This window comes from Pseudomonas sp. PA-7-1E (assembly GCF_021605325.1).
Taxonomy (GTDB): domain Bacteria; phylum Pseudomonadota; class Gammaproteobacteria; order Pseudomonadales; family Pseudomonadaceae; genus Aquipseudomonas; species Aquipseudomonas fluorescens_BV.
This window is the reverse complement of the sequence record NZ_WKFA01000025.1, coordinates 17,940-40,401: the sequence shown is the minus strand read 5'-3', so window position 1 is coordinate 40,401 and position 22,462 is coordinate 17,940. Positions and strand designations below refer to the sequence as shown.

At 61.4% G+C, this 22,462-nt stretch carries 20 protein-coding genes; 7 read left to right on the top strand and 13 right to left on the bottom strand.

Translation table 11 applies throughout. The annotated features are described in order from the left end of the window. Nucleotides 1-4 precede the first annotated feature (4 nt). Nucleotides 5-898 carry a bestrophin family protein gene (locus tag GIW79_RS17335; protein WP_054919016.1) on the bottom strand — a complete coding sequence of 298 codons (894 nt, stop codon included), beginning with the start codon at nt 896-898 and terminating at the stop codon, nt 5-7. A gap of 374 nt (nt 899-1,272) precedes the next feature. Between GIW79_RS17335 and GIW79_RS17330 the strand changes: the two genes are divergently transcribed. Genes GIW79_RS17330 through GIW79_RS17310 form a run of 5 tightly spaced genes read left to right on the top strand, consistent with a single transcriptional unit; the run spans nt 1,273 to nt 6,830 of the window. Then, complete coding sequence (locus tag GIW79_RS17330; RefSeq protein WP_197900558.1) at nt 1,273-2,922, top strand: AMP-binding protein; 1,650 nt, start codon at nt 1,273-1,275, stop codon at nt 2,920-2,922. A 21-nt stretch (nt 2,923-2,943) separates the two neighbouring features. Beyond that, nucleotides 2,944-3,711, top strand: a complete 768-nt coding sequence (locus tag GIW79_RS17325; RefSeq protein WP_054896513.1) for an SDR family NAD(P)-dependent oxidoreductase — start codon at nt 2,944-2,946, stop codon at nt 3,709-3,711. Between the two features lie 12 nt (nt 3,712-3,723). Continuing rightward, nucleotides 3,724-4,908: an acetyl-CoA C-acyltransferase gene (locus GIW79_RS17320; protein ID WP_054896512.1), complete on the top strand. Its 1,185-nt coding sequence runs from the start codon at nt 3,724-3,726 to the stop codon at nt 4,906-4,908. A gap of 9 nt (nt 4,909-4,917) precedes the next feature. Beyond that, entirely contained in the window at nt 4,918-6,045 is a 1,128-nt protein-coding gene (locus GIW79_RS17315; RefSeq protein ID WP_034127453.1) for an acyl-CoA dehydrogenase, read from the top strand. An 11-nt stretch (nt 6,046-6,056) separates the two neighbouring features. After that, complete coding sequence (locus GIW79_RS17310) at nt 6,057-6,830, top strand: enoyl-CoA hydratase (protein WP_054896511.1); 774 nt, start codon at nt 6,057-6,059, stop codon at nt 6,828-6,830. Nucleotides 6,831-7,079: 249 nt separating this feature from the next. Here GIW79_RS17310 and GIW79_RS17305 read toward each other — a convergent pair whose 3' ends face one another. The 12 genes from GIW79_RS17305 to arnC form a co-directional block, all read right to left on the bottom strand. Beyond that, complete coding sequence (locus GIW79_RS17305; RefSeq protein ID WP_034127451.1) at nt 7,080-8,231, bottom strand: acyl-CoA dehydrogenase family protein; 1,152 nt, start codon at nt 8,229-8,231, stop codon at nt 7,080-7,082. 3 nt (nt 8,232-8,234) lie between these two features. Then, nucleotides 8,235-9,338: an enoyl-CoA hydratase/isomerase family protein gene (locus tag GIW79_RS17300; protein WP_236454234.1), complete on the bottom strand. Its 1,104-nt coding sequence runs from the start codon at nt 9,336-9,338 to the stop codon at nt 8,235-8,237. A gap of 130 nt (nt 9,339-9,468) precedes the next feature. Further along, a complete protein-coding gene (locus GIW79_RS17295; RefSeq protein WP_054896508.1) occupies nt 9,469-10,179 on the bottom strand; it encodes an HPP family protein in 711 nt (236 codons plus the stop codon). A gap of 166 nt (nt 10,180-10,345) precedes the next feature. Then, nucleotides 10,346-10,534, bottom strand: a complete 189-nt coding sequence (locus tag GIW79_RS17290) for a type VI secretion system contractile sheath small subunit (protein WP_254989728.1) — start codon at nt 10,532-10,534, stop codon at nt 10,346-10,348. A gap of 320 nt (nt 10,535-10,854) precedes the next feature. Continuing rightward, nucleotides 10,855-12,477, bottom strand: coding sequence for an ArnT family glycosyltransferase (locus GIW79_RS17285; RefSeq protein WP_236454237.1), 1,623 nt, complete (start codon nt 12,475-12,477; stop codon nt 10,855-10,857). Continuing rightward, nucleotides 12,478-13,860: a UDP-glucose dehydrogenase family protein gene (locus GIW79_RS17280; RefSeq protein ID WP_034127447.1), complete on the bottom strand. Its 1,383-nt coding sequence runs from the start codon at nt 13,858-13,860 to the stop codon at nt 12,478-12,480. It lies immediately after the preceding gene. Then, a complete protein-coding gene (gene arnF / locus GIW79_RS17275) occupies nt 13,857-14,270 on the bottom strand; it encodes a 4-amino-4-deoxy-L-arabinose-phosphoundecaprenol flippase subunit ArnF (protein ID WP_198791282.1) in 414 nt (137 codons plus the stop codon). The genes GIW79_RS17280 and arnF overlap by 4 nt, the downstream gene beginning before the upstream one ends. Next, nucleotides 14,267-14,614 carry a 4-amino-4-deoxy-L-arabinose-phosphoundecaprenol flippase subunit ArnE gene (gene arnE / locus GIW79_RS17270; protein WP_198791281.1) on the bottom strand — a complete coding sequence of 116 codons (348 nt, stop codon included), beginning with the start codon at nt 14,612-14,614 and terminating at the stop codon, nt 14,267-14,269. The genes arnF and arnE overlap by 4 nt, the downstream gene beginning before the upstream one ends. Continuing rightward, on the bottom strand, nt 14,611-16,266 hold the full coding sequence (gene arnT / locus GIW79_RS17265) for a lipid IV(A) 4-amino-4-deoxy-L-arabinosyltransferase (RefSeq protein WP_054896503.1): 1,656 nt from the start codon (nt 16,264-16,266) through the stop codon (nt 14,611-14,613). Before arnT ends, arnE begins: the two co-directional genes overlap by 4 nt. Then, nucleotides 16,263-17,147: a 4-deoxy-4-formamido-L-arabinose-phosphoundecaprenol deformylase gene (gene arnD / locus GIW79_RS17260; protein ID WP_236454240.1), complete on the bottom strand. Its 885-nt coding sequence runs from the start codon at nt 17,145-17,147 to the stop codon at nt 16,263-16,265. The genes arnT and arnD overlap by 4 nt, the downstream gene beginning before the upstream one ends. Continuing rightward, nucleotides 17,147-19,138: a bifunctional UDP-4-amino-4-deoxy-L-arabinose formyltransferase/UDP-glucuronic acid oxidase ArnA gene (arnA, locus tag GIW79_RS17255; RefSeq protein WP_054896501.1), complete on the bottom strand. Its 1,992-nt coding sequence runs from the start codon at nt 19,136-19,138 to the stop codon at nt 17,147-17,149. The genes arnD and arnA overlap by 1 nt, the downstream gene beginning before the upstream one ends. Beyond that, complete coding sequence (arnC, locus tag GIW79_RS17250) at nt 19,135-20,169, bottom strand: undecaprenyl-phosphate 4-deoxy-4-formamido-L-arabinose transferase (RefSeq protein WP_054896500.1); 1,035 nt, start codon at nt 20,167-20,169, stop codon at nt 19,135-19,137. The genes arnA and arnC overlap by 4 nt, the downstream gene beginning before the upstream one ends. 411 nt (nt 20,170-20,580) lie before the next feature. Between arnC and GIW79_RS17245 the strand changes: the two genes are divergently transcribed. After that, nucleotides 20,581-21,393: a M949_RS01915 family surface polysaccharide biosynthesis protein gene (locus GIW79_RS17245; RefSeq protein WP_236454242.1), complete on the top strand. Its 813-nt coding sequence runs from the start codon at nt 20,581-20,583 to the stop codon at nt 21,391-21,393. Nucleotides 21,394-21,501: 108 nt separating this feature from the next. Further along, on the top strand, nt 21,502-22,416 hold the full coding sequence (locus GIW79_RS17240; RefSeq protein WP_034127441.1) for a site-specific integrase: 915 nt from the start codon (nt 21,502-21,504) through the stop codon (nt 22,414-22,416). Nucleotides 22,417-22,462 lie beyond the last annotated feature (46 nt).

Below are 22,462 nucleotides of genomic sequence, written 5' to 3'. Positions count from 1 at the left end.
CGCGTCAGGTCAGCACGTAGTCCGCTGGCTCCAACGCTGGCGGCAGGTTGACTTCACCCAAGGCGGAGAGGATCTCGCGCTCCAATGTCCGCAGGATAGCGTCACACGGCAAGTCGTTTTCGTCGAAGCCGAAGGGGTCTTCCAATTCATCGCCAATCGCATCCAGGCCAAAGAAGGTGTAGCTGACAATCGCGGTGAACACTGGCGTCAACCAGCCAAGAGGCTCGGCCATGGCGAATGGCAGCAAGATGCAGAACAGGTAAATGGTGCGGTGCAACAGCAGGGTGTAGGGAAAGGGCAGTGGTGTGGTCTTGATGCGCTCGCATGCCGCCTGCACCTGGCTCAGGCTGACCAGCCGGGCTTCCAGTTGGGTGTAGCGCCATTCGCTGATCACGCCCTGTTGTGCCAGGACCGAAAAGCGCGCACCGACTGCTTGCAGCACGCTGTCCGGCAGGTTGGGGTGGCTCGCTGGCACGCTGATCCACGGGTGTATCGCCCGGGCTTGATCTTCATGGCGCAAATGCGCGACCAAGCCATGGGCAAAACCGCACAGGCCGCGCAGCAGGCCAGCACGCTCGGCGGTGTCCCCCAGCACCTGGGTCTCGCGAATCAGCGAGCGCACGTCAATGACCATTTGCCCCAGTTGCTTGCGGCCCTCCCACCAACGGTCGTAGCAGGCGTTGTTGCGAAAACTCATGAAGATCGACAGTGACAGGCCCAACAAGGTGAAGGGCGTAGCGTTGACCTTGGAAAAATAGGCGGGGTGCAGGGTTTCCACCAGCACGATGACCGAGGCCAACAGCGTGACCAGCAGGCTGCGCCAGGCAATGCGCTTGGCAATGGAGCCTTTGAGGGAGAACAGGATACCCAGGACGTTGGGTTTAGGGCGAACGATCATGGAGGGCTTCTGTGGCGGAGCAGGCTGTCAGATTAGAAGCTGCTATGCATCGCGTCCAATCACTTGGATCGACCGTCTGATCAGTCAACTCAATGACTAACGTGTGAACCGGCAGTACATAACCCTGTGGGAGCAGGCTTGCCTGCGAAAGCGGTGGTGCAGTGACAGTCGGGGTGACTGACCCACCGCCTTCGCGGGCAAGCCCGCTCCCACAGAAAAGCGAAAAAGCCCCCGTGTTCACTACGGACTGGCCAAACCAGTCAGCCAAGTTGAAGGCTTTGACCATTGCCGCTGCGCCGCTCTGGAGCGACTATTTCAGCGGTTTATCGAGTTGTAAACGTCCTGAAAATAAAAACACAGAAGGATAGGAAGCGATGCGTGAGTATTTGGCTGCCACTACCGAGTTTGATTACCAGCATACCGCCGACGCCGCACTGGCCGGCAATCTGCAGGCGCTCAATGCCTGTGTTGAATGCTGTGACCGTCACGCGCTGCCGGGGCGCATCGCGTTGTTCTGGGAAGGCAAGGACGGGCGCAGCGCCACCTCTACCTTTACCGAACTGCAGGAGCAGGCCGCACGTTTCGCCAACTTCCTGCTGGCCCAGGGCGTCAAGCGCGGTGACAAAGTGGCGGGCCTGTTGCCTCGCACTGCCGAATTGTTGGTGGTCGTGCTGGCAACGTGGCGCATCGGCGCGGTCTATCAGCCGCTGTTTACCGCGTTCGGACCCAAGGCGATTGAACATCGCTTGAACAGCTCTGGCGCAGCGCTGGTAGTCACCGATGCAGTGAACCGTCCCAAGCTGGCGGAGGTCGCCGACTGCCCGACCATCGTCACAGTCGCCGGGGCCAAAGGCGAAGGTATCGTGCGGGGCGACTACAGCTTCTGGGCCGAACTGCCCAATTACTCTTCTCACTGCGAGCCGGTGCTGCTGGGCGCAGAGGAGCCGTTCCTGCTGATGTTCACCTCCGGCACCACCGGCCCGTCCAAGGCGCTGTCGGTACCGCTCAAGGCCATCGTCGCGTTCCAGGGCTATATGCGCGACGCCGTGGACTTGCGCCCCGAGGACGCGTTCTGGAACGTTGCCGACCCTGGGTGGGCCTATGGCATCTATTTCGGCGTGACCGGGCCGTTGTCCATGGGGCACCCGATTACCTTCTACGATGGCCCGTTCACTTTGGAAAGCACCTGCCGGGTCATCAATAAATACGCGATCACCAACCTGACCGGTTCGCCCACGGCGTATCGGCTGTTGATTGCCGGTGGCGAACAGTTCGCCCGTTCGATCAAGGGCAAGCTGCGCATCGTCAGCAGCGCCGGCGAGCCATTGAACCCGGAGGTGATCCGCTGGTTCGCCGACAACCTGGGCGTGACCATCCACGACCATTACGGCCAGACCGAGCTGGGCATGGTGCTGTGCAATCACCATGGTTTGGCGCATCCGGTGCATGTCGGCTCGGCGGGTTTTGCCTCGCCAGGGCATCGCATCGTGGTGCTGGATGACAACCATCAGGAGCTGCCAGCCGGCCAACCCGGCATCCTTGCCATCGACCGCGAGCAATCGCCTATGTGCTGGTTTGCCGGGTACGACGGCGTGAAAACCAACGCGTTCGTCGGCAAGTACTACCTCAGCGGCGACACCGTGGAGCTGAACCCGGACGGCAGCATCAGCTTTGTCGGGCGCAGCGACGACGTGATCACTACATCCGGCTACCGCGTGGGGCCCTTCGATGTGGAAAGCGCGTTGGTGGAACACCCTGCGGTGGTCGAGGCTGCCGTGGTCGGCAAGCCTTGCCCGGAGCGCACCGAGCTGGTCAAAGCCTTTGTGGTGATCAGTGAGCAATACCGTGCCACCCCGGAGCTGGCTGAAGAGTTGCGCCTGCATGTGCGTCAGCGCCTGGCCGCCCATGCGTACCCGCGGGAAATCGAATTTGTCAGCGACTTGCCCAAGACCCCGAGCGGCAAGCTGCAACGCTTTATTTTGCGCAATCAGGAAATAGCCAAGGCCCAGGCGGCCGTGGCGTGATCCCTTTAAAAGGAAACAACGATGCAGATTGAAAACAAGGTATTCCTGGTCAGCGGCGGCGCGTCGGGCCTCGGCGCGGCCACGGCTGAAATGCTGGTCGCCGCAGGTGCCAAGGTGATGCTGGTGGACTTGAACGCTGACGCCGTGGCCGCCAAGGCCGAGCAACTGGGCGACAACGCCCGCAGTGCCGTAGCAGACATCAGCCAGGAAGCCGCTGCAGAAGCGGCGGTGAAGGCAGCGGTCGAGGCCTTTGGTGGCTTGCATGGCCTGGTCAACTGCGCGGGTGTGGTGCGCGGCGAGAAGATCCTCGGCAAGAATGGCCCGCACGGCCTGGCAAGCTTTGCCCAGGTGATCAACGTCAACCTGGTCGGCAGCTTCAACCTGTTGCGCCTGGCCGCTGCGGCTATCGCTGAAACCGAGGCGAATGCCGACGGCGAGCGCGGCGTTATCATCAATACCGCCTCGGTGGCGGCATTCGATGGGCAGATCGGCCAGGCTGCGTACGCCGCCTCCAAGGGCGCGATCGCCAGCCTCACCTTGCCTGCCGCACGGGAACTGGCGCGCTTTGGTATCCGCGTGATGACCATTGCACCGGGCATTTTCGAAACCCCGATGATGGCCGGCATGACCGACGAAGTCCGCAACTCCCTGGCTGCCGGCGTGCCGTTCCCGCCACGCTTGGGCAAACCCGCTGAATATGCCGCGCTGGTACGCCACATCATTGAAAACAGCATGCTCAATGGCGAGGTGATCCGTCTCGACGGTGCCTTGCGCATGGCCGCCAAATAAGGAGCAATTGCCATGAACGACCCTATTGTTATTGTCAGCGCCGTGCGCACGCCCATGGGCGGTTTCCAGGGCGACCTCAAAAGCCTGACCGCACCGCAGCTGGGCGCAGCCGCCATTCGTGCGGCGGTCGAGCGTGCCGGTATCGCCACCGATGCTGTTGACGAAGTGCTGTTTGGCTGTGTGCTGCCCGCCGGGCTTGGACAGGCGCCTGCCCGCCAGGCTGCCCTGGGCGCCGGGTTGGACAAGGGCACGCGCTGCACCACCCTCAACAAAATGTGCGGTTCCGGTATGGAAGCGACGATTCTGGCCCACGACTCGCTGCGCGCTGGCAGCGTGGATGTGGTGATCGCAGGCGGCATGGAAAGCATGTCCAACGCCCCGTACCTGCTGGATCGTGCGCGCAGCGGCTACCGCATGGGCCACGGCAAGGTGCTGGACCATATGTTCCTCGACGGCCTCGAAGATGCTTACGACAAGGGGCGCCTGATGGGCACCTTTGCCGAGGACTGCGCCGAGCACAATGGTTTTACCCGGGAAGCCCAGGACGCGTTTGCCATCGCTTCCCTGACCCGCGCACAAGAGGCCATCACCCACGGCAGCTTTGCCAGTGAAATCGTCCCGGTGCAGGTCACCGTGGGCAAGGAACAAAAAACCATCCTTCACGATGAGCAACCGCCGAAAGCCAGGCTGGACAAGATTGCCAGCCTTAAACCGGCGTTCCGTGACGGCGGTACAGTGACGGCAGCCAACTCCAGCTCGATCTCCGATGGCGCCGCGGCGTTGTTGCTGATGCGTGAGTCCGAGGCGCTCAAGCGCGGCCTCAAGCCGTTGGCAGTGATCCACGGGCACGCCGCGTTTGCCGATGAGCCTGGGCTGTTTCCGGTGGCGCCGGTGGGGGCGATTCGCAAACTGATGAGCAAGACCGGCTGGGGCCTCGACGAGGTCGACCTGTTCGAAATCAACGAGGCCTTCGCCGTGGTCAGCCTGGTGACCATGAGCAAGCTGGAGATTCCCCACGACAAGGTCAACGTGCATGGTGGCGCCTGTGCATTGGGCCACCCCATTGGTGCCTCCGGCGCACGCATCCTGGTGACGTTGCTCGCGGCCCTGCGCCAGAAGGGCCTCAAGCGTGGCGTCGCCGCTATCTGCATTGGCGGCGGTGAAGCCACGGCCATGGCCGTTGAATGCCTGTATTGAGGATGACCTATGTTGCCCAATGACGAACAACTGCAGATCAGCGACGCCGCCCGGCAATTTGCCCAGGAACGTTTGAAACCCTTCGCCGCCGAGTGGGACCGCGAGCATCGTTTTCCCAAGGAGGCCATTGGGGAAATGGCCGAACTGGGATTTTTCGGCATGCTGGTCCCGGAACAGTGGGGCGGTTGCGACACCGGCTACCTGGCCTACGCCATGGCCCTGGAAGAAATCGCCGCGGGCGACGGTGCCTGCTCCACGATCATGAGCGTGCACAACTCGGTGGGTTGCGTACCGATCCTCAAGTTTGGCAATGACCAGCAGAAAGAGCAGTTCCTCACGCCCCTGGCCAGCGGCGCCATGCTCGGTGCCTTCGCGCTGACCGAACCCCAGGCCGGCTCCGACGCCAGCAGCCTGAAAACCCGTGCGCGCCTTGAAGGCGACCACTATGTACTCAACGGCTGCAAACAGTTCATCACCTCCGGGCAAAACGCCGGGATCGTGATTGTGTTTGCGGTCACTGACCCCGCCGCAGGCAAGCGTGGAATCAGCGCGTTTATTGTGCCCACCGATTCGCCCGGTTATACCGTGGCACGGGTGGAAGACAAGCTGGGGCAGCATGCCTCGGACACTTGTCAGATCCTGTTTGAAGACGTGAAAGTACCGGTGGCCAACCGTCTGGGCGAGGAGGGCGAGGGCTACAAAATCGCCTTGGCCAACCTGGAAGGTGGCCGCGTGGGCATCGCCTCCCAGTCGGTGGGCATGGCCCGCGCCGCCTTCGAAGCGGCCCGCGACTATGCCCGTGAGCGTGAAAGCTTTGGCAAGCCGTTGATCGAACACCAGGCCGTGGCCTTTCGCCTGGCCGACATGGCCACCCAGATCGCCGTCGCCCGGCAGATGGTGCATTACGCCGCCGCCCTGCGTGACAGTGGCAAGCCGGCGCTGGTGGAAGCGTCCATGGCCAAGCTGTTTGCGTCCGAAATGGCCGAGAAAGTCTGCTCGGCCGCCTTGCAAACCTTGGGCGGTTACGGTTACCTGAACGACTTCCCCCTTGAGCGGATCTACCGCGACGTGCGGGTCTGCCAGATTTACGAAGGCACCAGCGATATTCAACGCATGGTCATCTCACGCAATCTTTAAGGAGCCGATACATGAGTTACGAAACCATCCTGCTTGACGTCCAGGGCCGTGTCGGGCTGATCACGCTCAACCGTCCCAGCGCACTGAACGCCTTGAATGCACAACTGGTCAGTGAGCTGAACCAGGCGCTGGACAGCCTGGAAGCCAACCCTGAAATTGGCTGCATCGTGCTGACTGGCTCGAAAAAAGCCTTCGCGGCCGGTGCCGACATCAAGGAAATGGCCGAGCTGACCTACCCGCAGATCTATATGGACGACTTGTTCAGCGACAGCGATCGCGTGGCCAATCGCCGCAAGCCGATCATCGCCGCCGTGAATGGCTTCGCCCTGGGCGGTGGCTGCGAACTGGCCCTGATGTGTGACTTTATCCTTGCCGGCGACACCGCCAAGTTCGGCCAGCCGGAAATCAACCTGGGCGTGCTGCCGGGCATGGGCGGCACCCAGCGCCTGACCCGTGCAGTGGGCAAGGCCAAGGCCATGGAGATGTGCCTGACCGGGCGTTTTATTGACGCGGTAGAGGCCGAGCGCTGCGGCATTGTCGCGCGTATTGTGCCCGCCGATGAGTTGCTGGAAGAAGCGCTGAAAGTGGCCGCCCTGATCGCGGGTAAATCCGTACCGATCAGCATGATGGTCAAGGAAAGCGTGAACCGTGCGTTTGAAGTCAGCCTGTCCGAAGGCGTGCGCTTTGAGCGCCGGGTGTTTCACGCGGCGTTCGCGACCCAGGATCAGAAGGAAGGCATGGCCGCATTCGTGGCCAAGCGGGCGCCGGAATTCAAGGATAAGTAACCCTGCCAACCCCCGCATAGCAAAGGTGGGAGCCGGCTTGCCTGCGATGGCATCGCCTCGGTTTAACTGATGTACCGAGGTGTCTGCATCGCAGGCAAGCCATAATGCCAGACGGTCAAGGCATTTTTGTAGGAGCGAGCTTGCTCGCGAGAAGCTCACAGACGCCGCGGTCAGTCAGCAAGCACGTGTTATCGTTGACGTTTTTCGCGAGCAAGCTCGCTCCTACAGAAGCCGATGGTGTCATGTCCGTTAGAGCTGGTAGTTTTTCAACTCCCTGGCAATCACCATCCGCTGAATCTCGCTGGTGCCTTCGTAAATCTGCGTGATCCGTGCATCCCGGTAGTAGCGCTCCACCGGGTAATCCTCCAGATACCCATACCCTCCATGAATCTGCATTGCCTTGGAGCAGACCCGCTCGGCCATTTCCGAGGCGAACAGCTTGGCCTGGGAGGCTTCGGACAAGCATGGTTTGCCTGCAGTGCGCAGGCGTGCGGCGTGGAGGATCAGCAGGCGCGCAGCGTTGAGCTGGGTTTGCATGTCGGCCAGCAGGTTGGCCACGCTCTGGTGTTCGATGATTGCCTTGTCGAACTGCACCCGATCACGGGCGTAGGCCAGCGCGGCTTCAAACGCGGCGCGGGCGATGCCCAGGGCCTGGGCGGCGATACCAATGCGGCCGCCTTCCAGGTTGGAGAGGGCGATGGCCAGCCCCTTGCCGCGCTCACCCAACAGATTGGCTTCGGGAACCTTGCATTGGTTGAGGGTGACGGCGCAGGTGTCTGACGCACGAATGCCCATCTTGTGCTCGGTGCGGTCGACCACGAAACCTGGGGTATCGGTGGGCACCAGGAACGCCGAAATACCTTTCTTGCCCAAGTCCGGATCGGTCACGGCGAACACGATGGCCAACTTGGCCCGCTTGCCGTTGCTGACAAACTGCTTGGCGCCATTGATGACCCATTGGCCATCACGCAGCTCGGCACGGGTGCGCAGGTTATGGGCTTCGGAACCGGCCTGGGGTTCGGTCAGGCAGAAGCAACCGATGGCCTGGCCACTGGCGAGTTCGGCCAGCCAGGTGTGTTTCTGTTCGGTTGTGCCGTAGTTGAGGATCGGCCCGCAACCCACTGAATTATGGATGCTCATCAACGCGCCCGTCGCAGCGTCACCGGCGGATATTTCCTCCACGGCTAGGGCATAGGCGACGTAATCGACATAGGTGCCACCCCATTCTTCCGGGACGACCATGCCTAGCAGGCCCAGCTCGCCCATCTTCGCCACCAGGGCGTCGTCGATCCAGCCGGCTTTTTCCCAGGCTTGGGCATGGGGGGCGATTTCGCCTCGGGCAAAATCCCGCGCCATGTCGCGGATCATCACTTGTTCTTCAGTGTATTCAAGATCTTGCATGGCTTATTTCCCAATCTGCACGAAGTCGCGGAAGAAGCTGTCCACATGGCTGGCATCCAGCGCATGGAGGGTGGGCGGGTTCCACTTCGGAGTCTTGTCCTTGTCGATGATCAGTGCGCGAACCCCTTCGATCAGGTCGCCGCGCTCGAACCATTGGCGATCCAGATGCAGTTCGAGGGCAAAGCACTGTTCCAGTGGCAAGTGGCGGCCACGGCGCAGCATCTCCAGGGTCACGGCCATGGCCAGGGGCGAGCGGGTCTGCATGAGGTTGGCGGTGGTCAGCGCCCAGTCATGGCTATCGGCCACGGTGACTTGTTGCAGTTGCTCGACGATGCTGGGCACGTCCGGCAACCCGAAAAAGTGGTCAATGGCCGGGCGCAAGGCCGCCAAGGGGGCGTCGGGCAATTGCTGCACGGCGAGCTTGGCGAGTGCGCCTTGCAGGTCCTTGAGCGGCGAGTCATGCCATTGCAGGCCGTCGAGTTTCTGATCCAGCTCAACCCACTTGGCGCTGTCGATGTACCAGTCTGCCAATCCGCAGTACAACGCATCGGCCGCACGGATCTGCACGCCAGTCACCCCAAGGTAAGTACCCAACTCACCCGGAATGCGTGAGAGGAAATAGCTGCCGCCGACATCCGGGAAGTAGCCGATGGCCACTTCCGGCATCGCCAGGCGGCTGCGTTCGGTGACTACCCGCAGGTCCGCACCTTGCACCAGGCCCATGCCACCGCCGAGGACGAAGCCGTCCATCAACGCCAGTACGGGTTTGCGGTAGTGGTGAATGGCCAGGTCGAGGGCATATTCCTCGACGAAGAAGTCCTGGTGCAGGGTGTCGCCTTGCTTGAAGCTGTCGTACAGCGAGCGGATGTCGCCGCCGGCGCAAAAGGCTTTCTCACCGGCGCCGCGCAGTACCACGGCGTAGACCTCGGCGTCGTCGGCCCAGGCCTGCAAATGCGCGGTTAACTGGCGGACCATGTCCAGGGTGATGGCGTTCAAGCCAGCGGGACGATTGAGGGTGAGGTGGCCGATATGGTTGCGCACGCTTGCCAGGACAGCGTCCTGCTGGACCTCGGCGCGGCTTGCTTGGGATGAAACCTGAGCAGTCATCTCTAACTCCCTGCTTTTATTGTCTTTATCAAGATGTTCGCGGGTGAACTCTCTCGTGATCGTACCAGTGCAAATTTGCCCAGTACAACCCGGAATCCTGCAGGTCGTTGTTGCATTTATGCAGTGCCGGTCAAACCACCCGGCTGGCCAGTACCTCACCGATACTGCGACGTCGGGCATGGCCCTCGGCGGCGTGGATCAGTTGCTCCAACTCTGTCGGTTCGACATCGTAGAACTGCTCCATCTCGGCCAACGCGAGCTTGAGGTCGGCTGCCGTGATGCTCGGCTCGCTCACGGCATTGGCAGAGCCCAGGATAACCGGGGCTGGCTCGGCAAGGCCCTTGGGATAACGCGTGCGCGTGGCATTGTTATAGGCCAGCGCGCAGGCGAGCAGGGCGCCGGCGCCGAGCATCACCGGCGCAAGCTCGTACCAGCCGAGGTTGACCGATGCCGGATCGGCCAGCACCAGGGTCATGGCCAGGCCGCCGGCCGGTGGGTGCAGGCAACGCAGCCAGCAGATGAGAATCACGGTCATGCCCGCCGCCAGGCAGGCGCTGCCCAAGGTGCGCCCCAGGACGCGGGCGACCAACAACGCGACGATGCCTGCACACAGGTAACTGCCCATGATTGACCAGGGTTGGGCCAGCGCCCCCGACGACACGGCAAACAACAGTACGGCCGATGCGCCCAGAGGGCCGAGCAGGTGCAGGGCCACCTCCATGCCGAACACCTGGGCACAGGCCCAGACACTGAACATCGTGCCCAGGGCCATGCCGATGGCTGCACGGCTCCATTCGGCGGGACGGGTGTTGATTGCAGCGGGTAACCAGCGAGCGAGCATTGAGAGACGGTCCATAAACAGCGGGCGAAAAAAAAGGCCTGCCTGGTTTCCCGGAACAGCCCTTTGAAGGTTCCAACATTTGGGGGAAGGAACCTGTGCAGTGTGCAGTGCTTGATAACGCGGCGCCAATGCATATTAATGAGGGTTAAATGCAAAATAAATGCAGCTAAAAGGCCTCGCCGTAGGTAATCGGCCCGGAGTCTGCGGGTGTAGCCGGATTGATCTTGCCCAGCACGCGACTATGGGTTTCTTCATTGAACAGACGCGCTTGCAGGTCTTCGCGCAGCCTTGGATCGTCGGCCAGCGGCCCCTTCAACGCCACCAGTGCGTCACGCAACGCCATCAAGCGATCCAGCCTGGGTAAAGGGAGGGTTAACAGGTTTTCTCGCACGGCATTGTCCTCTCGATGAAGTAAGCCATCGCGCGCGGGCAGCCTACAACGTCCTTGTTGTCATGAAGTGCCCTGGCCCAAGCGTTTCAGGGCAGTCCTGGCGGTCGGGTGGTAGATAGTAAGTGCACGTGGCAGCGAGTCTACAGTTGGGCTCCGAGCACCGGAAGGGAAAGTGCATCAGCCATTACGCAAACAAATGTAGGTGTTTTCTTGGTACCTATGATGAAAGTCGCCCACTCGTGGAGGAGTGGGCGTTCTTTCTTACAGTGCAGCGGGCAAAGCACTCAAGGCGTCGTGGCTTTTGCCAAGTGCAGCAACACATACGGATTTTTGTCGAACGCTGCGGTGAGCGTCGGCGTGATTGAGCGCAGGCGCGGATCGTCCAGTGCCTGGAAGTCAGCCTGGCTCATGACCAACCATGCCGGCGCCTGGACCGGTTTCAATTCGGCAGGCAGTTGGGTAAACAGCGGCACCTTGTCGCAATCGAAGTTGACCATGAACTTGATAGCTTTCGCGTCTTTGCCCAGTGCATGCAACACCAGCGGCGCTGGTTGCTGCTGAACGTGTGCCTTGACGGCAAGGCTGAAGGTGCGGGTGTCGTACACCTGACGTTCCAGGGGTTCAACCACCATGATGTAGGTGGTCCAGAGGGCGAGCACGGCGGCCAAGGCGGGGCCGTAGGTGCGCAGCCGCGAGCGGAGCAATGCCAGCAGGGCCAGCACCTGTAGCGTGCCGAGCACGACGAAGATCAGCTCAAGGTCGGCCAGCGGTTCCGGGTAGCGCCGCCGCGCCACCATCAAGCCAATGGCCAACAGCGTTGGCAACAGCGTCCAGATGCCCAGCATCAAGGCGCGTAGCCACGCAAACTGTCGCCCTTGCGTGACCGCGAAGGGGTACGCGGCAATGATCGCGGCCATCGGCAGCATCGGCAGGATGTAGCGCGCTTTCTTGGCTTGGGGTACCGACAGGCCCAGCATCACCAGCACAGCCGCTGCCGCGCAGTAGAGCACTAGCTTCAAGGCCGGGGCCGGTGCGCGTCGACCGTCCATCAGCACCGCCAGCAGCACTAACAATGCCAGTGGATAGGCCAGGGCGTAGTTGCCCAGGGAGCTGGTGAAGTAATACAGCACGCCGCCGGAGCCTTCGCTGCCATCCATGCGCCCCAGGAACTGCATGCGAATCACGTCATGCATGAAGTCTTCGCCGCCGCTGAGCTTGGCCAGCAGCAGCAACAGACCGACGCACGCCGCCAGCAGCGCCAGTGCCAGCAGGCCGAAGCTGAACAGCTGGCGCCACTGGCGGTTGATCAGGTAATAGCTGCACAACACGCCCGTAGGGATCACCAGGCCGATCGGGCCACGGATGGCAAACCCCAGCAGCAACAGCAAAAACACCCAATGCAGGCGCTTGGCGGCAGCGAAATGATCATGGGCATAGCCTAGGTAGAACACCGCCAACGCCACGGCGGCGAGCATCTGGTCGAGGGAGACTGCACGGGTTTCGCTGATGAACGTACTGCTGAGCAGCAGCATCGCAATACTCAGCAGGCCCCAACGTGGCGAGTAGGGCGCCGTGAGGCGATAGACCAGCACCACGATCAGCGCCGAAGCGACCGCCGTGGGCAGCCACGCCGTCAGGCTGGTGACCTGGCCCAAGGGTACCGACAGCAGCCACGTCAACAGGGTCGATGTCGCCAGGTAATCGGCATACGGCTGACCATAGGTGGTGGGAAAGAAACTCGGGCCATGGCGCAGCATTTCCTGGGCAAACAGCACAAAGCGCGAATCAAAGCCGATGATCGCCTGGTGCCAGTTGCCGACGATAAACAGCAGCAGCGCCAAGAGCCCAAGCCCCAGGGACTGGCGACGGATCGTTGCGCGCTGCCCGGACGGTAAGGCGATGTTCACTTAGCAAGCGTCCTTGACCTGTTCCACCCAGTTTTGCTGGGGGATCGGTAACTCGCAGGAGTCGCCGCGGCCGATGGGGAAGTACTTGAAGCCTTTGCGCGTCAGGCGCTCGCCGTCGTACAGGTTACGGCCGTCGAAGATCACCGGGGTTTTCAGGCGCTGGTGAATCAGGTCAAAGTCCGGCGCCTTGAATTGCTGCCATTCAGTGCACACGATCAACGCATCGGCGCCGCCCAAGGTGGATTCCGGGGTGCCCATCAGCATCAGGCGCGGGTCATCGCCGTAGATGCGTTGGGTTTCCTGCATGGCTTCAGGGTCGAAGGCGCGCACATTGGCCCCGGCAGCCCACAGGGCTTCCATCAGCACGCGGCTGGGGGCGTCACGCATGTCATCGGTGTTGGGCTTGAAGGCCAGGCCCCACAAAGCAAACGTCTTGCCCTTGAGGTTGCCCTGGAAGAACGCGTTGATGCGCTCGAACAGCTTGCTCTTCTGGCGCTGGTTGATGGCTTCCACGGCTTCGAGCAGGTCGCTGGAGCAGTTGGCCTGCTTGGCGCTGTGGATCAGGGCGCGCATGTCTTTGGGGAAGCACGAGCCGCCATAACCGCAGCCAGGGTAGATAAAGTGGTAGCCGATGCGTGAGTCGGCACCGATGCCCAGGCGCACCGACTCAATGTCGGCACCCAGGTGTTCAGCCAACTCGGCGATCTGGTTGATGAAGCTGATCTTGGTGGCCAGCATGCAGTTGGCGGCGTACTTGGTCAGTTCGGCGCTGCGCAGGTCCATGAAGATGATGCGATCGTGGTTGCGGTTGAAGGGCGCGTACAGGTCGCGCATCACGTCGCGCACCTCTTCACGCTCGCAGCCGATGATGATCCGGTCCGGGCGGCGGCAGTCGGCAACGGCGGAGCCTTCCTTGAGGAATTCCGGGTTGGAGACGATATCGAACTGCAGCTCACGGCCGGCGGCGCGCAGGTTATTGAGGATGTGGTCGCGCAATGTGTCGCCAGTTCCGACCGGTACAGTGGATTTTTCCACCAGGATCACCGGCGCCACGCGATGGCGGGCTACCGCATCACCCACCGACAGCACGTATTTCAGGTCGGCAGAGCCGTCTTCATCCGACGGCGTGCCCACGGCAATAAACAACACTTCACCGTGCTCGACGGCGAGTTTTTCGTCGTGGGTAAAGCGCAGGCGCCCGCTTTCCAGGTTGTCCTTGACCATGGCTGCCAGGCCCGGCTCGAAGATGGTCACATGCCCCTTCTGCAGCGATTCGACCTTGTGCTTGTCAACGTCCATGCAAATGACATCGTGACCGACTTCGGCTAATACCGTGGCCTGGACCAGACCAACGTAACCACTACCAAATACACTGATTTTCATGGGGTATTCCTGGGACTTGAGGTGCTAGCACGACGAGAGTTGATAACCAGTACGCCGAGGATGACCAAGGCCACCCCCAAGGTTTTTGAAAGCGAAAAAGTTTCGTTGAACGCCGGCAGGCTGGCGGCCAGCAAATACACCAGCGCGTAGCTGATACTGAGCAGCGAATAGGCGCGGCCCAGGGGTAAGTGCTTCAGTGCGCCGAGCCAGCACAGCATCGACAGCGCATAGGCGATGATCGCCAGGATCACCACGCCCAAGGCGCCCAGGTCGATGCTGTTATCCGTGAAGGCAGCCAGCCATTGGGTGGGAAGCGGCAGGCGCGTCATGCTCCAGCGCATGCCCAGTTGGGCACCACTCACCAGGCCGACACTGCCCAAAGCCAGGGCGAAACCCCGCACGCGACTCATACCTGGCGCCCCAGCAAGACCACGCCGGCAATCACCAGCCCCACGCCCAGCCAATGACGAGCATCAATGGGTTCATGAAACACAAAGCGCGCCATCAGCGTGACCAGCACAAAATTCAGGCTGAGCATGGGGTAGGCAATGCCGACTTCCAGGCGCTGCAACACCAGCAGCCACACCAGCAAGCCCAGGCCCAGGCACACCAGCGCCGACCACAACCACGGCGAGCGCAGTTTCAGTGCCCAGCCGTCTGGCACGCCGCGCCAGCTTTCCACGGCGAATTTTTGCGAGACTTGGCCCATGCAGGTCAGCAGGCAGGCCGTGAGCAGTAGCAGCAGGGTGATCATGGCGCGACCTGGGGGAAAATCAGGATCACGATCTTGCCTTGCGCATAACGCTTGCCGTCAGTGGGCAGCAGTGCGAGTTCTTCTTTTTCGCCGGTGCTATTGACGCGCATCACCACGCCCACCGCGCCGGTACGCCGGGTTTCGGCCATCCACGCCTGGATGCGGTTACGGTCGACCAGACGCGGGGCCGTATCCTCGTAAGCCAGGCCGTACTTGACCTCACCCGAGGTGTTGTACAGCGTGATATCGGGACGTTTGAGGCGCCAGGACAGCGCCGAGGCGGCGCCCAGGTCGTTGCTCAGCAGGGCAACGCTGGGTTGCAATTCGTCGATGTGATCAATGATGAACTGGTCCGGGGTCTTGTTGTAAACCACCGAATGAGGCAACGCCGCAGGCACCAGCAGCACCAGCAATCCACTGCCGATCAGCGGCGCGGCCCACAATGCCAAAGGGCGCGCCGCTTGCAGCAGATTGACCACGATCCAACCGAACAAAAAGATGAACACCAGCACCAGGCTGAGGGTTTCTTCTCCCGGTTCGTATACCGGCTTCTTCAACTGGAACCAGCTGAGGGCCAGCAAGACCAGCACGCCGATCACCAGGTTCAACCAGCCATTGATGCGCAGCACGCGGCCGTGGCCTTGAGCCAGTTTGTCGCTCAGGGCCGAGCCCATCAGCAAGGCCAGGGGGAGCATGCACGGCATGATGTAGGAGGGCAGCTTGCCTTTGGCCAGGCTGAAAAAGGCCAGGGGCATCAACAGCCACAGTAGCAGGAACGCGGTTTTCGGCACGCGACGTTGCAGCCAGGCCTGCTTGAACGCGGACGGCAATAGCGCAACCCACGGCAGCGCGAACCCTACCAGCAGCGGCAAGTAATACCAGAAAGGTTCGGCGTGCTGGGCGTCTTCACCGGCAAAGCGTTGGATGTGCTCGTGCCAGAAAAAGAAATGCCAGTAGTCCGGCTCTTGCAGGTGCACAGCCAGGGCCCACGGCACGCTGACAGCAATCGCCACCACCACGGCAACAGGGCCAAATTTGCACAACTCGCCAAAACGTTTTTGCCAGACGGCGTAGGGCAGGGCGACCAGCACCGGCAGCAACCAGGCCAGGAAACCCTTGGTCATGAAGCCCATGCCGCACGCCAGGCCCAGCAAGGCCCAGGACCACAAGCGCGCACGCCGCGTGGTGCTGTCGAAACAGAACCACAAGGCCACGCCTGTCAGGTTGACCCAGAAGGTGAACTGCGGGTCCAGGTTGGCATAGCCGCCCAGCGCGGCCACGCTGACGAAGCTCATGTAGAGCAGCGTGCTAACCAGGCTTTTTTGCGGGTCGTTCCACAACCGGCGAGAGACTAGATACACCAGCAGAATGCTCAAACCGGTGCTCAACGCCGAGGCAAACCGTACGCCGAACAGGTTCTGGCCGAAGATCGCCTGGCCCAGCGCGATCATCCAGTAGCCGGCCGCAGGTTTTTCAAAGTAGCGAATCCCCATGAAGTGCGGCGAGGCCCACTTGCCGGTCATCAGCATTTCCTGGCTGATTTGTGCATAGCGGGTTTCATCGGGAATCCACAGGCCATGGGTGGCCAACGGCAGCAGGTAGAACACCGCAAACGCGAGCAGGAGCAGGGGCAAGGCCCAGCGGCGGATCATGCCTGCTGTACTCCAAGCCAGCCCTCGCGGCCGCTCAAGGCGCCGCGTACCAACTGTTGCTGGGGCAGGGTGGTCACATCCGTGGGCAACAGTTCGCCCAAGGGTTTGAAATCAATGCCGCGCTGCCCTGCCTGGGCGAGCAACTGGCGAAAATCATTGGCCATCAGAATCCCTTCTACTTCCGCGTGGATCGTGTAGACGTTCAGCTTCGACGCGCTGAAGCGCTCGAGAATGAAGCGGTTGAAATCGTTGGCAGCCACCACCGGCCCGACGACTTCGTCGAAGGTCGGCAGGTCTACCGGAATTTGTGGGGTGCCTGCGCTGCCATCGGCCAGGGTTGGTCGAAACAGGCTGGAGCCCCGGCAATCGCTGTTGTAGCGAAAGTTGAAGCCTTGCTTGGCTTGCACCACACGCTCATCGGCACGCCAGCCAGCGGCCGCTGAACAGTCGATGCGCTCGCCGAGGATGTCGCTCAAGGTGTCTACGCCGCGTCGAATCTGCTCGACCAGTTGGGCCTTGCTCCAACGCCCGGTGTTGGCCTGCCAGCCATGGTGATCCCAGGCGTGCAGGCCGACTTCATGCCCGGCCGCCTTGGCCTGGCGCATCAAATGCCCCAGGTCTCGGCCAATCGGCTTGCCTGGCCAGGCAGTGCCGGCCAACAAGATGTCCCAGCCATACAGGCCGGCCGCGTTGGAGCGCAGCATCTTCCACAGGAACTGCGGGCGGATCAGGCGCCACAAGTGACGCCCCATGTTGTCCGGCCCGACACTGAAGAAGAACGTCGCTTTGACCCCGGCTTCGGCCAGGGAGTCGAGCAACCGTGGCACACCTTCACGGGTGCCGCGGTAGGTGTCGACGTCGATGCGAAGACCTGCCTGCATTACTTTTTATCCGCAATTTCAAGCATGGCTTCACGCAAGAAGAAATCGAGCGTGTTGCCGATGGTTTCGCTCATCTGCACGCTCGGCTCCCAGTTCAGCAGGCGCTTGGCGTTTTCGATGCTCGGCTTGCGGTGCGCCACGTCCTGGTAGCCTGTGCCGTAGAACGCCTTGCTCTCGACGTCGCGGAAACCGGCGAACGGCGGGAAGTTGTGGCGCAGTGGGTGAGCCTCGAACTGACGCAGCAGTTCTTCGCCCAGCTGGCGAATGCTGGCTTCGTTTTCGGGGTTGCCGATGTTGATGATCTGGCCGTCGCAGACGCCATTGTCGTTATCAATGATGCGCGCCAGGGCTTCGATGCCGTCGGCAATGTCGGTGAAGCAACGCTTCTGCTCACCACCGTCGAACAGACGGATCGGCGTGCCTTCCACCAGGTTCAGGATCAGCTGGGTAATGGCGCGGGAGCTGCCGATACGCGCCGAGTCCAGACGGTCCAGGCGCGGGCCCATCCAGTTGAATGGACGGAACAGGGTGAACTTCAAGCCCTTGTCGCCGTAGGCCCAGATCACGCGGTCCAGCAGTTGCTTGGAGACGGAGTAGATCCAGCGTTGCTTGTTGACCGGGCCCACCACCAGGTTGGAGGTGTCTTCGTCGAAATATTGGTCTTGGCACATGCCATAGACTTCGGAGGTCGACGGGAAAATCACGCGCTTGTTGTACTTGACGCAGTAGCGCACCAGCTTGAGGTTTTCTTCGAAGTCCAGTTCGAACACGCGCAGCGGGTTACGGGTGTATTCGATCGGCGTGGCGATGGCCACCAGCGGCAGCACCACGTCGCATTTCTTGATGTGGTACTCGATCCACTCGGTGTGGATGCTGATGTCGCCTTCCACGTAATGGAAGTTCGGGTGGCTGCGCAGGCGCTCGATGGCGTCGGAGCCGATGTCCAGGCCATAGACTTCGTAGCGGTCGTCACGCAGCAGGCGCTCGGACAGGTGGTTACCGATAAAACCGTTCACGCCCAGGATCAGCACACGGGTACGGCGCGGCTTGCGGCCCGACTCGGCGCCGCGCAGCACGGAACCGTCTACCAGGCCCAGTTCATCGGCCAGGGACGGGCCGGCCAGGTACAGGCCGTTTTCGTTGCGCTGGCCGAACTTGACCACCAGGGAATCTTCACCGCAGGCAATGCGCAGCGGGTTGACGCTGATTACACGGCCAGGCGCCAAACCTTCGTTGCCCTTGACCACGTCGGCTTGCCACACGATCAGCTTGTGCTCGCCCACGGCGCAGAAGGCGCCGGGGTACGGCTGGGTCACTGCGCGTACCAGGTTGAACAGTTGCTCGGCAGGTTTTTTCCAGTCCAGCTTGCCATCGGCGGCGGTGCGACGACCGAAGTAGGTGGCTTTGCTCTCGTCCTGGGCGGTTTCGCTCAGCTTGCCCTGGGCCAGCTGTGGCAGAGCATCGCGCAACAGGGCAGTGGCCGCCTCACGCAGCTTGGCGTGCAGGCTCAGGCCGGTATCGCTGCGCTCGATGGTGACTTTTTGCTGGGCCAGGATGGCGCCGGCATCGGCACGCTTGACCATGCGATGCAGGGTCACGCCGGTTTCGGTTTCGCCGTTGACCAGCACCCAGTTGGCCGGGGCGCGGCCACGGTATTTAGGCAGCAACGAGCCGTGCAGGTTGAACGCGCCTTTGCGGGCGGTGGCCAACAGCGGCTCGCTCAGCAGGTTGCGGTAGTAGAACGAGAAGATGTACTCCGGGTTCAGCTTGGCGATGCGTTCGATCCACAGCGGGTGGTTGGCGTCTTCCGGTGCATGTACCGGGATGCCATTGCGGGCGCAAAGTTGGGCGACGGAACCGTAGAAGTTGTTTTCCTTGGGGTCATCGGCATGGGTGAACACGGCGGCAATGTCGTAACCGGCGCTGAGCAGCGCTTCAATGCCTGCGCAGCCAATATCGTGGTAGGCGAATACAACAGCTTTTGAACTCATGACTGGACCTGATCCGAAGAAGAAGTAGAAGTATGGGAAGACACCAGGCCGTCGACCACGACGACTGGAGCCGGTGCTGCCGGTTGGTTGCGCAGCACTTTTTCAATAAAGAAGCGTGGGCGGGCACGTACATCGCTGTACATGCGGCCCAGGTATTCGCCCAGCAGGCCCATGCCGATGAACTGGCCACCGGTGAACACAAACAACACCGCAAACAGCACGAACAGGCCATCACCGGCCCAGTCGGCGCCGAAGGCCAGGCGCATGACGATCAGGGCAAAGGCAAACAGCACGCCCAGCGCCGCCAGGCTGAAACCGACGATGGACAGCAGGCGCAAGGGCGTGGTGGTCATGCAGGTCAGCAGGTCGAACATCAGGCTGATCAGGCGCATGGTGCTGTATTTGGATTCGCCGTGCTCACGTTCGGCGTGGTGCACCAGGATTTCCGTGGTGTGGCGGGCGAAGCCGTTGGCCAGGATAGGAATGAACGTGCTGCGCTCACGGCAGGCGAGCATGGCGTCGACGATGGTGCGGCGGTAGGCACGCAACATGCAGCCGTAGTCGGTCATGGCCACGCCGGTAGAACGTTGCACGGCGAGGTTGATCAAGCGCGACGGCCAGCGGCGGAAGGCCGAGTCCTGGCGGTTATTCCGCACGGTGGCAACCACGTCGTAGCCCAGGGCAGCTTGCTCGACCAGGCGCGGGATCTCTTCCGGCGGGTTCTGCAGGTCGGCGTCAAGGGTGATCACCACTTCGCCACGGCACTGTTCAAAGCCGGCCATGATCGCCGCGTGCTGGCCGTAGTTGCGGTTAAGGATCACCGCTACCACATTGCTGCCGTCTTCCGCGGCGGCGTCTTCGAGCAGTTGGGCCGAGTTGTCGCGGCTACCGTCATCCACCAGGATGATTTCGTATTCGTAGGCCAGATGCTTGCAGGCTGCCGTGGTGCGACGCAGCAACTCAGGCAGGCTTTCTTGTTCGTTGTAGACCGGGATAACGATCGACACGCAATGAATAGGGTAGGGTTTCAAAGATTCATGACCTCGGGCTAAAGCGACTTCAAGCGTGAAAACGGCAGCGTTCATTGGGCAAAACTACAGCCCGCAGGTTACAAAACGGGGCTAAAGATGATGCGTTTTCAATAGGTTAGTCGATAATCCACGGATTGCTCTCAAGTGTTGCCTACAAGGTTAAGCGCAAAAATGTGCAACGAATATGAAAGGCGGATGAAAAACTCGTTTATTTGACAGGCAGACAGCTAGGGTTCAGCTAAGTAATCAAGGCGTTACATGTAGGTCTCACAGGGCGACATCGGAGCTTCGTACAAGACGCTTGGTTCAATCTGAGCGAGGCGATCAGCCCAATGCTCGCCCTTCAACAATCTTCTCTGCATTAGCGCTCAAGTGCCGGTAAAGTAAGCCCTCTCTTGCCAGGGTACTCGGATGAATAGCGTGCAGCTTTTACGCGGCCAGTTGCGGCCAGCGCTGATGGGATTGTTGATGACGGTGGCCTGTGTCACCAGCGTGCGGGCCGATCAAGGCGTCGCGCTGACCGCACTGGACCAGGTGCCGGACGGGGTGGAAGTGCGCGGCAAGCAGGTCGCGGCTTATACCTGGGATGACCGCCAAGGCAAAAACCTGCTGGTACTCGCCGAGCAAGTCGGTGAGCGCGATGACGATGGTACCCAATCGGCCTTTGTCTACGCGGCGCAATACGTGCTGGGTGGCGAGCGCCCCAAGCGCGTGTGGATGCTGTACGACGATGTACAGCACTGCGAATTCGACGCAGGGCTGCGCTTTGACCGGGCTGCCACCAAGGTCACCGACCTGCTGGGCGACGGCAATACCCAGGCCACGGTCGGTTATTCGCGGGCCTGCACCAGTGATGTCAGCCCCAACGAATTCAAGTTGATCATGCATGCCGGCAAGTCCGAGAAGTATCGTCTGCGTGGCCTTGACCGCGTGGGCGCCAGTTGGTGGGACGAGGACGCTGGTGCCTTGCGCGGCATGCCCCTGCCCACCGACTGCAGCGTCGCGGCGCAGCAAGCGCTGGTAAGCCAATACAAGGAGCAGGGCACCGAACTGCCACTGCCAGGTTGCTATGGTGACGAGAAGGACTTTGCCAAGGCGCCGGACAATTACCTCGCCTTTATGCGCCAGCATTGGTTCGCGCTGATGCAGCAACAGGACGCTGACTGGAGCCAATCCCAGGCCCAACCCCAGGCAGCCAGCGAAGACGACGAATCGGCCCCGTGATTTTGTGCCCGGGCCGGTCCTGGGTTAGACTCGGCCTTCGCCAATCCACTAAATACATCGACTAATCAAATAGTTGGTCGGTGTATTTAATCCAAAGGCTGATCTACCTTGACCGAGTCCATTTGCAACCCACTGACCCTATATCTCACCCGCCTGGCGCCTTCCAGCCAACTGACCATGCGCTACGTGCTGCAGGATGCCGCCGACCGCTTGGGTTTCGAAGACCTCAACCTCGAAGAGATTGACTGGCACCTGCTGCAGCCTGAACACGTCATCGCACTGGTGGCTGCCTTGCGCGAGGACGGCTTAGCGCCGAACACTTCGTCGCTGTATGTGAATGCGGTGCGCGGGGTCATGAATGAAGCGTGGCGCATGAGCTTGATCAGCCAGGACCACCTGTTGAAGATGCGCTCGGTCAAGGCTACACCCGGTACGCGCCTGAGCCAGGGCCGCAATCTGCGCCGCACCTTGATCCGCGAGATGCTCGACGTCTGCGCCGCCGACCCTCGGCCCCAGGGCCTGCGGGATGCAGCGGTGATCGGCCTGTTATATGGCTCGGGCATGCGCAAGTCGGAGTCGGTGAACCTGGACTTGGCACAGGTCAACTTTGACGAGCGCAGCCTGCGCGTGATCGGCAAGGGCAACAAAGAGTTGGTCAAGTACGCGCCGGACTGGGCGTTTGCCAAGCTGCAAGCCTGGCTGGCGTTTCGTCGCGAGCACCTCAAGGAAGGCGAGCAGGACGACAGCTTCCTGTTCAACCGCATCCGGCGAGGCAGCCATATCACCCGAGAGCGGATCACCAAGCATGCGATTTACTACATCGCACGCCAGCGCGGTGATCAGGTGGGGGTCAAGATCATGCCCCATGATTTCCGTCGTTCGTTTATCACCCGGGTGATCGAGGAGCATGATTTGTCGATTGCGCAGAAACTGGCGCATCACACCAACATCCAGACCACTGCCAGCTATGACGTGCGTGACGACAATGAGCGGCGGCGGGCGGTGGATCGATTTGATTTGTAGGTGGTAGCCTGAGACACACCACGATCCAAATGTGGGAGCTGGGTTG